At 64.2% G+C, this 12,478-nt stretch carries 11 protein-coding genes; 6 read left to right on the top strand and 5 right to left on the bottom strand.

Annotated elements, in window-relative coordinates; translation table 11 throughout:
- Positions 1-17 precede the first annotated feature (17 nt).
- The 5 genes from B5F28_RS13595 to B5F28_RS13575 form a co-directional block, all read right to left on the bottom strand.
- A complete protein-coding gene (locus B5F28_RS13595) occupies positions 18-995 on the bottom strand; it encodes a DUF3658 domain-containing protein (RefSeq protein WP_087296381.1) in 978 nt (325 codons plus the stop codon).
- 16 nt (positions 996-1,011) lie between these two features.
- Positions 1,012-2,115 carry a glycerol dehydrogenase gene (locus tag B5F28_RS13590; protein ID WP_087296380.1) on the bottom strand — a complete coding sequence of 368 codons (1,104 nt, stop codon included), beginning with the start codon at positions 2,113-2,115 and terminating at the stop codon, positions 1,012-1,014.
- Between the two features lie 254 nt (positions 2,116-2,369).
- Positions 2,370-3,737, bottom strand: a complete 1,368-nt coding sequence (locus B5F28_RS13585) for an alanine/glycine:cation symporter family protein (RefSeq protein ID WP_087296379.1) — start codon at positions 3,735-3,737, stop codon at positions 2,370-2,372.
- Between the two features lie 77 nt (positions 3,738-3,814).
- Positions 3,815-4,807, bottom strand: coding sequence for a CehA/McbA family metallohydrolase domain-containing protein (locus tag B5F28_RS13580; protein WP_087296378.1), 993 nt, complete (start codon positions 4,805-4,807; stop codon positions 3,815-3,817).
- 168 nt (positions 4,808-4,975) lie between these two features.
- On the bottom strand, positions 4,976-6,274 hold the full coding sequence (locus tag B5F28_RS13575; RefSeq protein WP_087296377.1) for an MFS transporter: 1,299 nt from the start codon (positions 6,272-6,274) through the stop codon (positions 4,976-4,978).
- Between the two features lie 425 nt (positions 6,275-6,699).
- Here B5F28_RS13575 and B5F28_RS13570 point away from each other — a divergent pair, with 425 nt between their 5' ends.
- From B5F28_RS13570 to B5F28_RS13545, 6 genes are all read left to right on the top strand, one after another.
- Complete coding sequence (locus tag B5F28_RS13570) at positions 6,700-7,482, top strand: DeoR/GlpR family DNA-binding transcription regulator (RefSeq protein WP_087296376.1); 783 nt, start codon at positions 6,700-6,702, stop codon at positions 7,480-7,482.
- A 28-nt stretch (positions 7,483-7,510) separates the two neighbouring features.
- Positions 7,511-8,170 (top strand): L-serine ammonia-lyase, iron-sulfur-dependent subunit beta, encoded by a 660-nt coding sequence (gene sdaAB / locus B5F28_RS13565; RefSeq protein ID WP_087296382.1) that lies wholly within the window; start codon positions 7,511-7,513, stop codon positions 8,168-8,170.
- Between the two features lie 28 nt (positions 8,171-8,198).
- Positions 8,199-9,134 carry an L-serine ammonia-lyase, iron-sulfur-dependent, subunit alpha gene (gene sdaAA, locus B5F28_RS13560; protein ID WP_087296375.1) on the top strand — a complete coding sequence of 312 codons (936 nt, stop codon included), beginning with the start codon at positions 8,199-8,201 and terminating at the stop codon, positions 9,132-9,134.
- 109 nt (positions 9,135-9,243) lie between these two features.
- Complete coding sequence (locus B5F28_RS13555) at positions 9,244-10,512, top strand: MFS transporter (protein WP_158097608.1); 1,269 nt, start codon at positions 9,244-9,246, stop codon at positions 10,510-10,512.
- Between the two features lie 514 nt (positions 10,513-11,026).
- Positions 11,027-11,491, top strand: coding sequence for an NfeD family protein (locus B5F28_RS13550; protein WP_087296373.1), 465 nt, complete (start codon positions 11,027-11,029; stop codon positions 11,489-11,491).
- A 59-nt stretch (positions 11,492-11,550) separates the two neighbouring features.
- Positions 11,551-12,459, top strand: a complete 909-nt coding sequence (locus tag B5F28_RS13545) for an SPFH domain-containing protein (RefSeq protein ID WP_087296372.1) — start codon at positions 11,551-11,553, stop codon at positions 12,457-12,459.
- Positions 12,460-12,478: the final 19 nt, after the last annotated feature.

Below are 12,478 nucleotides of genomic sequence, written 5' to 3'. Positions count from 1 at the left end.
CTTCGCTTTTGTTTTGCTCAAAGGCTGGCCCAGTCGCTGTGCTGGCGCAGCCTGCGGCGGATGCCCGGGCCGTCCTGCACCACCTCCAGCAGCCCCTCGCGGCAGAAGGCCTCAATGCGCAGCGCCAGCCAGCCGTCGCCCACGCCCAGCTGGTACCGGCCCAGCACGTTGCCCACCAGCGAGGCCTCCAGAAATTCCTCCGGCAGCCGCTCCAGCTCCCGCAGAAGGAAGCTGTCGTAAAAATTTTCCGGCATGCTCTGCAAGCCACCGTTCAGGCAGACCCGCAGGGGCGCGTTCTCCCGCTGCAGCTCCTTCCAGCGTCCGGCGCAGGCCTGCAGCAGGGCGGGCTTTGCGGTCTGGGCCAGCGGCAGATACCGCCCCCACTCGCCGGGGCTGACCTCGCCCCAGCCGGTGTAGGCCATCATGGTTTCGCCCTCGCCGTATTCCCACACCGGCAGCTTGATCAGCTGCACCGGCCCGTGCTGCTCCAGCTCGTGCAGCTTTGCCAGCAGCCAGCACAGGCCACAGGCATCGTCCGGGTTGTCGCTGTACCAGATGCGCAGCTCCTCGCCGTTTGCGCTGCGGGTGAGCACCGTTTGCAGGTTGGCCTGCAGCTCCTCCAGCGACTCCTCGATCACCCGCTCCCGCTCGGCGGCGCTGCCCCCGAAGCTGGCGGCCAGCAGCCGCTCCAGCAAGCGGCGGCGGCCCTGGGGGAACTGACTCTCGGCAATGTCGCCCATGCTCCAGCCTGCCTCCAGGCTGAACACATTGGCCGGGTCACCCCCCAGGGGCTGGGCTTCTTCCCACTCCCGGCGAGCCCGCTGCTCCGCTGCCTGCTGAGCGGCCTGCTGCACCCCGGGCGCGGGGGCGGCGCATTCCTCCCCCTCCCGGGCGGCATAGAGCACGCTCACCGTGCCGGTGTACTCCCCCTGGCCGTAATGCTGAGCCATCTTCAGGCTGCCGCAGGCGCTGCGGCTGAACACCACATCCATCATATCGCCGTCTCCTCCTTTATGCCTGCGCCAGCGCCTTCACCGCGCCGATCAGCTGCTCGGCGCTCACGGCAAAGGGCATGTTGCCCATGTTGCCCGCCGGGTCCAGCGCCACCCGGGCCAGCTCGGAAAGCTCCTCGCCGGTGATGTCCGCAAGCGCCAGGTCCGCAAGGCTGGTGGGCAGCCCCACCGACTGGCAGAAGGCCCGCACCTGGGCAAGGTCCTGCCGGGCCCGCAAGGGCTGCGCGCCCAGCCGCTGCTCCAGCACCAGCTGCACCTGCACGCCGAAGGCCACCGCCTCGCCGTGGCCCGCCCGGTTTGCCCGGCCCAAGCTTGCAATGCCGTTGGCCACCGCATGGGCCGCGGCAAGGCCTCCACTCTCGAAGCCCACGCCGCTTAAATAGATATTCGTCTCCACAATGGTCTCCAGCTCGTCGCCGGGGCGCTTTTCCCGGGCCTGCTCCATGGCCTTGGCCCCGCAGCGAAGCAGGTTGTTCCAGCACCCCTGCGCCAGACACAGCGCCGCCGCGCCGGGAGCGGTGCCGAAGCTGTTTTTGCCCCCTGCCTCGGCGCAGGCCCGGGCCTCGAACCAGGTGGACAGCGCGTCCCCCATGCCCGCCGCCAGCAGCCGGGGCGGAGCGGCGGCGATGTGGGCGGTGTCCGCCAGCACCAGATCGGGGTTTTTGTCCAGATACAGATACCGGTCGAAGATGCCCTCCGGGGTATACAGCACCGCCAGGGCGCTGCAGGGCGCGTCGGTGGAGGCCACGGTGGGCAGCATCACCATGGGCGCGCGGGCAAAAGCCGCCACGGCCTTGGCCACATCCAGATGACGGCCGCCGCCCGCGCCCGCCACCACCTGACAGCCGCTGGCCTCAAACCGGCGCACCAGCTCGGTGATCTCCTTTTCGCAGCAGGCCCCCTCGAAGGGCACGAACTCCACCCCGCCCGCGCCGGGCAGGCCCTCCTCCACATCCCGCCGGATGCGCTCGATGCCCGCCGCGTCGCTGATGAGGAACACGCCCTGCCCCAGCCGCCGGGTATAGCGGCCCAGGCGGCGCAGCGCCCCCGGTCCCTGCACATACCGGCTGGGTGCGCCGGTGCGTTTGTCCTGATCGGTCATACAAAACTCCCCTCCCGTTTTCGGTTTCTACTAACAGAAGTATCACAAACCGCAGCACTTTGCAAGGGTAAAGTTCCCCAAGCTGCAAAAAGCGGCCCCGGGCAAAGGCCCAAAGCCGCTTTTTGCAGATGATTTGCGGCAGCCGGCCAAGGAGTGAGGGGACCGGCTGCCCGAGAGAAAGGATGAAAAAAGGATATTACAATTCGGATATTGCAATTAAAATATTCCAAATCGGAATCAAGGAAAAGGGATACTCAGCGGCGGGCGCCTTCGTACAGCTCCGGGTCGCTGAAGAACTCTTTGGTGGCCTTGCGCACCTTTGGGAACAGCACGATCATGGCGATCAGGTTGGGGATGGTCAGCAGCGCCAGGGCGATGTCCTGGATGGTCCAGACCATTTCCACCTTCAAAAGCGCGCCGATGATGCAGAAGGCCGGGAACACATATTTGAACTTGTCGGCAACCTTTGCGCCGAACACATAGTTCAGGCCCACGAAGCCGAAGTACCACTGGCTCATCAGGGTGGTGGTGCTGAACAGCAAAAGGCAGATGGAAACCACATAGCGCAGCGGCTCCCACACGGTGGCAAAGGCGTTGAGGGCCAGCACGTTGTCCGGCACGCCGCTGCCGATGACGCCGGTCACGCCCAGCACCAGGCCGGTGATGGTGCAGATGACGAAGGTGTCCAGGAAGACCTCGGTGACGCCGGTCATGCCCTGCTGCACCGGGTGCTTCACGTTGGCGGAGGAGTGGATGACGGGGGCAGAGCCCTCGCCGGCCTCATTGGAATAGAGACCGCGGGCCACGCCCTTCTGCATGGCAATGATCATGCTGCCCATCGCGCCGCCCGCCATGGCCCGCAGGCCGAAGGCGCTCTGGAAAATCTCGACGAAGACGCCGGGCACCTTGGGGGCGTTGATCAGAATGATGACCAGGCCGCCCACCACATACAGCAGCGCCATGGCGGGAACCAGCTTCTGGGCCACATGGGCCAGACGGTGCAGGCCGCCCAGAGTCACGATGAAGATCAGGGCCACCAGCACGATGCCGGTGATGAGGGGCGCAACGCCGAAGCTCTGGTTCATCACGCCGCTGATGGTGTTGGACTGGATGAAGTTGCCGCCGATGATCTGGGTGACCATGAACAGCGCGCACAGCACCGCCAGCCAGGGGGCATGCAGGCCCTTTTTGATGTAGTACATGGGGCCGCCCACCCACTGGCCCTGCTCGTTGCGTTCACGATAAAGCAGGCCCAGCACGATCTCGCTGTATTTGGTGGCCATGCCCACGAAGGCGGCCACCCACATCCAGAAGATGGCGCCCAGGCCGCCGGCCACCACCGCGGTGGATACGCCCACGATGTTGCCGCTGCCCACGCAGGAGGCCACGGCGGTGCAAAGCGCCTGGAAGGAGGTGATGCCGCCGGCATCCTCTTCCCCGTTCTTTTTGCCCCGGATGGGCTCCCACAGGGTTTTCCTGATGATGTAGCCGAAGTGGCGCACCTGCACCGCCCCGGTCACGATGGTATAAAGCACGCCCACGCCCAGCAATACGAACATGAGCCAATCGCCCCAGAGTTTGCCGTCGATGAATTCCAGGGTGGATTGCAGTTGATCCAACATGGGTCTTTCCTCCTATTATTCATACGCTACAAGGCCCCGGCAAGCGCCGCAAAGATTCGGGGTCATGCGGGGGGCGTTCAGTCCCACTCCAGATAGATGGGGTTGGTCCAGGCGGCCCGGCCGAACCGGTCCACCACCTCCACACGCACGTAGCTCTCGTGGCCCTTCAGGGTGTGCTCGGCGTGGGTCAGGGTGTCCTTGCGCAGCTCGCCGATGACGGTGCCGCCGTCGTTCACGATGTTGCCCGCCACAAAGTTCACCCGCTCGGCCTTGGAGCAGTCGATCCACACCTTGCCGTCCTTCACGCCCCAGTCGTAAATTTCGGGGCCGGCGGAGGAGTAGTAGTTGCCCTTGATAAAGTTCTCCACGATGGCGTCGTGGGTCAGGCTCTCGGCCTGCACGCAGATCCAGCCGCCGCAGGCGTCGTCGAAGAGGCCCTCGTTGTGGTTGTCGTCGCTGGCAAAGCCGTTGATGCGCTTGCCTGCCCGCAGCATCCGGTCCCACTGGACCAGGCCGCTGCCCACCGCCGCCTCGTTGGTGGAGTTGTAGTTGAACACTTCCAGAGCGGCCACGCCGGTGGTGTCCATGAATTCCTCGTCCAGCACACGGCTCCAGACCGGGTGGTTGTAGGTGACCACGCAGCCGTGGGCCCGCAGCATGTCGCTCAGCTGCTGGGCGGCCTTCGCGCCCTCCCACTGGCCAAAGAACTTGATGGGGGGCAGGTACTGCAGATGGCTGAAGGTGCCCTCGGGGGCGTTCTTCTGCATCTCGCTGGTGCCCAGGATGCCGTGCATGTGGTGCAGCTTATAGCGCTCATTGGTGCCAATGGCCCGGTAAAGTACCGCGGTGGCCTCCAGTCCGGGCAGGATGATGAAGTCCTCGGTGTTGAACTGGGCCCGGTGGTCGGTGTAGATGTCGTGCTCGGACATGCACAGGAAATGGTAGCCGTGCTCCTTGTACTGGGCCACGTTCTGCTCGGGGGTCAGCATGCCGTCGGAAATGGTGGTGTGGCTGTGCAGGTTGCCCTTGTAGAAGGACCCGCAGCCGGTAAAGCCGTGGTACTCACGCATAGGTTTTGGTCACTCCTTGTCGTTTGTTTGGGCCGCCCGGCTGCGCGGGTCTTGCCTCTTGGTTTTAGAATAGCATACAAATCCGTGGATTTCCACCACGGATCTGTATGCTACGCGAATTTTTTTATGAATTCAGACGAAGAACGCAGGGGTCCTCGTGCAGTTTGCTTACTTGCCGGCCTGCTGATGCTTCTTGATGCGGCCGATCAGGAAGGTGGATACGAACACGCCGATCACGGCCCAGCCGATCATCACGCCGAACACCACGCGGTAGCCCGCCATGCCGGGGAAGCGATCCAGGAAGTTGCCGTACATCAGGTAGGCGAAGGAGTTGGGCAGGTAGATGACCAGGCTCGCCAGGCTCATGGCCGCGCCGGTGATCTCGGCGGGGACCTTTACCTCGTCCATGGGGGCGAAGAACACAGCGCGCATGGTGAACACGATGGCTCCGAAGCCCAGGGTGCAGGCAGCGCCCACGATCCAGTTGCCGGAAGCGCCCAGCGCCTCGTGGGGGATCAGCATGAACAGGACCATGGCCACGATGCAGACGATGAAGCCCATGCGGATGTGCTTGGCGCTGGACTTGTGCACCTTATCGGACATGAAGCCGCCGATGGGGCCGCCGACCATCTTCAGGCCGTACTGGTTGATGATGCCGTAAGCACCCACCGCGGTGGCGGGCAGCAGGTAGATGTTGTTCAGGAAGGGGATGAAGTAGGTCAGGCCGCAGTAGATGCAGTAGACCACGAAGCCGTTCAGCGCAACGGCCCAGATGTCCACGCTCTTGAGGGCCTGCACCATGCCGCCGAAGGCGGCGGTGGCCTTGTTCAGCTCCTTGCCGTCGGCGCCCACGCGCTTCTCGTCGTTGGGCACGAAGATCAGGCACAGAACGCCCGCCGCGATGGTGGCGCAGGACAAAAAGATCAGGCCGGCGCGCAGGGCGGCAGCGCCCTCGCCCATGGCTCCGAAGATGGCCAGCGCGGTGCCCGCGATGATCACGTCCACAACGCCGCGGCCCATTTCCAAAAAGCCGAACATACGGCCCTGGGTCTTCTCGTCGCCCAGCAGGCGGATGGCCTTGAGCAGAACCGGCCAGTAGGTGACCTCAGCCAGGATGGCGATCACGCCGAAGGCTGCCAAAAAGCCCCAGTAGGGCGGGAAGGTGGCCAGGTAGAAGCCCACCAAGCCGATGCCGATCAGGCTGCCGCCGATCATGTACTTCTTGCTGAACATGTCGCAGATGTAGATACCGGCGATCAGGCCGATGGTCTGCACGATGCCGTAGGCGCTCATGGCGCCGCCGATCTGGGTGTTGGTCAGGCCCATGAACTCCTGCATGGGTACGTAGAACATATCCTTCATGCTGCCCAGCTTGAAGGCGATTCCGCCGGACAGGGTGAGGATGCAGAAGGTGAACCAGCGGTTCGGAGCCGCCTTCATCATGGCGGTCTTTGTCTTGTTGCTCACTTGAATTCCTCCTCGAAAACACACTCTCTTTTTGTTCTCTTTTACGTCACGGCGAAGCCCTCGCCGCGGAATACTGTTTTCATCCGACGGGCCGCCCCGCCTTGGGAACAATCACAGTATACTTGCGATTCCATTTGGTTTCAACCCCTTTTCCCCACTTTTTCGCAATTAAACAAAGAAACACCCGGCTTTTTGTTCATTCTGTCTGTTTAATTTTTGCATTTCTCCCGGTATACTAAATGTAAAGCCAACAAAATCGCAACTTTCTCCCAACCACTCCTCCAGCTTTCCGGGGAGCGGCGGGGGAGCGGAGTTGGGATTTTTCTGCGAAACAGTATTCAAACCCGGCTGCTTTTGCTATAATTTGATGCAGAAGAAGCGGGCGGTTTGCCCCGACAAGCGCACAGGAAAGGGCGGAACAACAAATGCTTGCGAAAAAACGGTATTCCATTATATTAGAGCTGCTGGACAAGGAGGGCACGGTGCACACCGCCGAGCTGGTGGAGGCGCTGGGCGTTTCCTCCGAGACGGTGCGCAAGGACCTGGAGGAGCTGGACCGGCAGGGCAGGCTGCGGCGCATCCACGGCGGCGCGGTGCCCCTGCAGCAGCCGGAGGCCCCCGCGCCCATGGTGGGCTATGTGGCGCTTTCCACCCGGAACACCCTGCACATGGAGGAAAAGCAGCGCATCGCCCGGCGGGCCGCGGCCATGGTGGAGGAGGGCCAGGTGGTGGCGCTGGACTACGGCAGCACCAGCCAGGTGCTGGCCCAGGCGCTGGCCGCCCGGTTTGAGCGGCTCACGGTGGTGACCAACTCCATCCAGAACGCGTTGCTTCTGGCGGACAAGCCCGGCTTCACGGTGATCCTGACCGGGGGCATCCTCTCGCGGGACGAGCGCACCCTGGTGAACGACTTCCCCACCGGCATATTGAACTACGTGCATGTGGACATTCTGTTTTTGACCGTGACCGGCATCGACCCTGTGGCGGGCCTGACCGACCAGCGGCTGGGCGAGATTTCCATGCAGAACCAGATGCGAAACGCCGCCAGCCGGGTGATCGTGGCGGCGGATTCCAGCAAATTCGGCCGGGCCAGTCTGGTGCGCATCTGCCCCATCAGCGCGGTGGAGGCCATCGTCACCGACGGCGGAGTGGACCCGGACCAGGCCGCCGCGGTGGAAAGCTGCGGCGCAAAGCTGATTATTGTATAAGCACCCATAAAAAGGAGAACAGAGCATGTTGAATGTATTCGATATCGTGGGTCCGGTGATGATCGGCCCCTCCAGCAGCCACACCGCGGGCGCGGTGCGCATCGGCCGGGTGGCCCGGGCATTGCTGGGCTGCGAGCCGGTGAGCGCCCAGATCCTTCTGCACGGCAGCTTCGCCAAGACCTACAAGGGCCACGGCACCGACAAGGCCCTCATCGCGGGCATCATGGGCATGGCCACCGACGACGAGCGCATCCGCTTTTCGCCGCGGCTGGCCGAAGAGGCGGGCCTTTCGGTGAGCATTCTGCCCACCGAGATCGACGGCGCGCATCCCAACACCGCCCTCATCACCCTCACCGACGCCACCGGCCGCACCGTGAGCGTGCAGGGGGCCAGCGTGGGCGGCGGCAACATTCTGGTCACCCGGGTGAACGGCATGGAGGTGCACATCTCCGGCCAGTACAACACCCTGATCGTGCTCCATCAGGACACCCCGGGCATCATCGCGGCGGTGACCGAGCTGCTGGCCGAAAGCCAGGTAAACATCTGCAACTTCCGCCTTTCCCGCCAGAAAAAGGGCGGCGTGGCGGTGATGACCATCGAGATGGACGGCGGGCTGGACCCGGCGCTGAACGGGCGCATCGAGGCGCTGCCCCACATTTTGAGCTCCACCATGCTGCTGGCCAACTGACACCGGGCGCGGGAAAGAGAGGTACCTTATGAGCATTGAACTGAAATACGATTCCGTGGCGGCACTGGTGGCCGCCGCCGAAAAGGCGGGCGAGCCCATCTCGGCGCTGGTGCTGCGCCAGCAGGCCGCTCAGCTGGAAAAGACCGAGCAGGAGATCTACGACCAGATGGCCGAGACCTATAAAGTAATGGCCGCCTGCATCGAGCCGGGCTGCGCCGAGGACCTGCGCAGCACCAGCGGCCTGACCGGCGGCAGCGCCTTTAAAATGCGCAAGGCGGTGGAAAACGGAAAAGCCCTCACCGGCGGCGTGCTGGGCGGGGCGCTCTATCGGGCGCTGGCGGTGAGTGAACTGAACGCGGCCATGGGCCGTGTGGTGGCCGCGCCCACCGCGGGCAGCTGCGGCATTCTGCCCGCTGCCCTTTTGACCATGCAGAACGATCTGGGCTGCTCCGAGCACGACTGCGTGATGGCCCTGTTCACCGCCAGCGCGGTGGGCATGGTGATCGCCACCAACGCCTGCGTGGCGGGAGCCCAGGGCGGCTGTCAGGCCGAGTGCGGCAGCGCCGCGGCCATGGCGGCAGCGGCCATTGTGGAGCTGGCAGGCGGCACCCCGGCCCAGGCCAGCGATGCGGTTGCCATTGCCCTGAAGAACATTCTGGGCCTTGTGTGCGACCCGGTGGCGGGCCTGGTGGAGATCCCCTGCATCAAGCGCAACGCCTCCGGCGTGGCCGGGGCCTTTGTGGCGGCAGAGCTGGCTCTGGCGGGCATCGGCAGCGCCATTCCGGCGGACGAGACCATTCTGGCCATGAAGAAGGTGGGCGACGCCATGAGCAGCAGCCTGAAGGAGACCGCCGAGGGCGGTCTTGCGGCCACTCCCACCGGCCAGAAGCTGTATGAGCAGGTGTTCGGCGCGACCCCGGCGGCGGGCGGCTGTGCATCCTGCGGCGGCTGCGGCGGGCGGTAACATTCGGAACATTCAAAACACAGACCAAAAAACCAGAGCAGGGGCTTCCCCGCTCTGGTTTTTTGGTCCCTTTTTTGAGGGGCAACAAACAAAATGTGAGGTGATCGCTGTGGAGCAGTCCAACGTGCTGGCCGTGCAAAAGCGGCGGGTGCTGGCGGTGTGCGTGGCCGCCTACACGGTGTCTTACCTGCTGCGCACCAATCTTTCGCTGGCGCTGGAGGACCTGATGGAGGTGCTTTCCATCGGGCGGGGTCAGGCCGGCCTTGTGAGCACCCTGTATTTCTGGACCTACGCCTCCGGCCAGCTGCTGGGCGGCTGGCTGAGCGTGAAGTGGGACCCCAAGCGGGTGGTGGCGCTGGGCCTTGCGGCCAGCGGGCTGTGCAATCTGGCCATCGGCTTCTGCTCGGGCTACTGGGCGCTGGCCGCGCTGTGGACGGTGAACGGTCTGGCGCTGGCGCTGTTCTGGCCGCCCATTCTGCAGATCACCACCAACTGGTTCGAGCCGTCCGAATACCTGAAGGTCTCGATTCTCTTGAGCCTGCCCACCACGCTGGGCTATCTGGTGGCCTGGAGCGGCCTGGGCGCGGTGCTGCGGGCGGCGGGCTGGCGCTGGGTGTTCTTCTGCCCGGCCATCATCGCCTTCTGCTTTTTCTGGGTCTGGCTGCGGGGGTTGAGATCCAGCCCTCAGGCGGCGGGGCTTTGCTACCGGCCCGCCTCGCTGGCCGCCCCCGCCAAAAAGGACGAACCGGTCGGGCCCCGGCAGCGGGGCAGCCTTGTGCGGGCCATGCTCACCCTGCCCATGCTCAGCTTCGCCTTCGTGATCCTGGCCCAGGGCTCCACCAAGGAGAGCATCAACCTGTGGGCCCCCACCCTGCTGCAGCAGCTGGCCGGGCCGGGGCAGGAGGGTCTGGTGGGCCTGTTCACCGCGGTCATTCCGCTGTTCAGCACCGCCGGACTGCTGGCCACCGGCTGGCTGGTGCGGCGGCTGCACGGCGGGCAGGAGGGCGCGCTGCTGGCCCTCACCGGGGCCGGGGCGGTGTGCGGCTGGCTTCTGGTTGCCTTGCAGAACAGTCTTGCGGGCCTTGTGGTCTGCCTGGGGCTTTTGCTGGGGCTTGTGTACGGCGTGACCACCATCCTCACCACCCTGCTTCCCCTGCGCTTTGCCCGCACCGGCCAGAGCGCGGCCTTCACCGGCATCTTCAATTTTCTGGCCTACGTAGGCGCGGCGCTGGGCGGCGCGCTCTCCGGCTGGGTGAGCGATCTGCGGGGCTGGCAGCAGGTGTACTTACTCTGGGCGGCGCTGGCCACCGTGTCCGCCCTGGCGCTGTTTGTGAGCGAGGCCTGGCAGTATTTCAGCTGGCGGTACTTGGGGCACTAACACACCATTCACGGCTGACGCCTCAGGCGGCGTATCGCGCCAAAATTTTCCGTGGAATTTTCCAAAAATGCTCGCGGGGCCTCCAAGGCTTGCCTGCGCTTTTTGGTTCATTCCGCAAAAAATTTTCCGGCGCGCTCCACCACCTGAAATGGTGTGTTACCGCCCCTGGGCGAGTAAGCCCGCAGCCCGGAGAGGAACGACCTCTCCGGGTCTTTTTTGCCTGGGCTCGCCCGGACTCGCCCCGCCTCGCCCGGCTTCGATTGGGGGTCCCCCCGGCAAAAATTTCGCAAAAAAGGCAAAAAACCGCCAATTTTTGCCCCAGGTGGGCTTTGTATTCCTACCCGCCATCTGTTAAAATACAGACAACGGCACCACTTCCCGGCCCGGGCCGGAAGCTGGCCGCCGCCCGAATGAATATTCGTTCCAAACTTTTCTGCATAAGGTTTTACAGGCGGCATGCCCGCCTGAATAAAAAGGCGGTCCCGCAAAGAAACCGCCGGAGAGGAGTACACCCATGGAGATCCTGCTTTCGACCACCACGGCCATCTGGCTGTGGGCCGCGCTGCTGGCGGTTTTCGTTGTGGTGGAGCTGGCCACCGCCAACCTGGTCACCATCTGGTTTGCCGTGGGCGCGCTGGCGGCGCTGGGCGCCAGTCTGTTCACCCCGAACCTGCTGTGGCAGGCGCTGGTGTTCCTGCTGGTAAGCCTGGTGGCCCTGATCGCCACCAAGCCGCTGGTCAGCCGGGCCCGTTCCCGCAAGCCTGCCGCCGCCGTGGAGCTGGACCGGAACATCGGCCGCACCGCCCAGGCCCTGGAGGACCTGCGCCCCGGTGTGGTGGGCCGGGTAAGGCTGGACGGCGTGGACTGGAACGCCGTGACCGACAGCCCCATCCGGGCCGGCGAGCGCTGCACCGTGCAGTCCATCGGCGGCACCACCCTGACCGTGGCCCCGGAAAAAAAACCCGCCGCGGTTCAATAATCCCCCGCGCACCCCTTACCCAAACAGCGATTTTCAAGTAAGAAACGGAGGTAACGATTATGCCCACAGTATTGATTGTTTTGATCCCCATTCTGGTCATCCTGCTGCTTTTGCTGGTCAGCTGCATCAGCATCGTGCCTCAGGCCAACGCCTACGTGGTGGAATGGCTGGGTGTGTACCACGCCACCTGGGGCGCTGGCTTCCACTTCAAGGCCCCCTTCCTGATGCGCGTCGTCAAAAAGGTGAGCCTGAAGGAGCAGGTTGTGGACTTCAAGCCCCAGCCCGTCATCACCCGGGACAACGTGACCATGCAGATCGACTCGGTGGTCTTCTTCCAGGTGACCGACGCCAAGATGTTCACCTACGGCGTGGAGCGGCCCATGAGCGCCATCGAGAACCTGACCGCCACCACCCTGCGCAACATCATCGGTGATATGGAGCTGGACCACACCCTCACCAGCCGCGACGTGATCAACACCAAGATCACCGCCATTCTGGACCAGGCCACCGACAAGTGGGGTATCAAGGTGAACCGGGTTGAGGTGAAGAACATCATCCCGCCCGCCGAAATCCAGGACGCCATGGAGAAGCAGATGAAGGCCGAGCGCTTAAAGCGCGAAGCCATCCTGATCGCCGAGGGCGAGAAGACCGCCGCCATCACCAAGGCGGAGGGCGAAAAGGAAAGCGCCATCCTGCGGGCGGACGCGGTGCGCGAGCAGCGCATCCGTGAGGCCCAGGGTGAAGCCCAGGCCATCCTGGAGGTGCAGAAGGCTCTGGCCGACTCGCTGCGGATGCTGAACGAGGCCGCCCCCAACGATAAGGTGCTGGCCCTGAAGGGTCTGGAGGCCCTGGCCAAGGTAGCCGACGGCCGCGCCACCAAGCTGATCATCCCCAGCGACATGCAGAACCTGGCGGGTCTGGTCACCTCCATCAAGGAGATGGCCACCACCGACACCGCCGCCAAGTAAACAACCCAAACAGCGCGGC

Origin of the sequence: Gemmiger sp. An194 (genome assembly GCF_002160145.1) — a bacterium.
Lineage (GTDB): Bacteria > Bacillota > Clostridia > Oscillospirales > Ruminococcaceae > Allofournierella.
This window is presented reverse-complemented; position numbering and strand designations above follow the sequence as displayed.

Coding starts and splice junctions, on each gene's coding strand:
- B5F28_RS13595 (WP_087296381.1), bottom strand. CDS start 995: ATGATGGATGTGGTGTTCAGCCGCAGCGCCTGCGGCAGCCTGAAGATG.
- B5F28_RS13590 (WP_087296380.1), bottom strand. CDS start 2,115: ATGACCGATCAGGACAAACGCACCGGCGCACCCAGCCGGTATGTGCAG.
- B5F28_RS13585 (WP_087296379.1), bottom strand. CDS start 3,737: ATGTTGGATCAACTGCAATCCACCCTGGAATTCATCGACGGCAAACTC.
- B5F28_RS13580 (WP_087296378.1), bottom strand. CDS start 4,807: ATGCGTGAGTACCACGGCTTTACCGGCTGCGGGTCCTTCTACAAGGGC.
- B5F28_RS13570 (WP_087296376.1), top strand. CDS start 6,700: ATGCTTGCGAAAAAACGGTATTCCATTATATTAGAGCTGCTGGACAAG.
- sdaAA (WP_087296375.1), top strand. CDS start 8,199: ATGAGCATTGAACTGAAATACGATTCCGTGGCGGCACTGGTGGCCGCC.
- B5F28_RS13550 (WP_087296373.1), top strand. CDS start 11,027: ATGGAGATCCTGCTTTCGACCACCACGGCCATCTGGCTGTGGGCCGCG.
- B5F28_RS13545 (WP_087296372.1), top strand. CDS start 11,551: ATGCCCACAGTATTGATTGTTTTGATCCCCATTCTGGTCATCCTGCTG.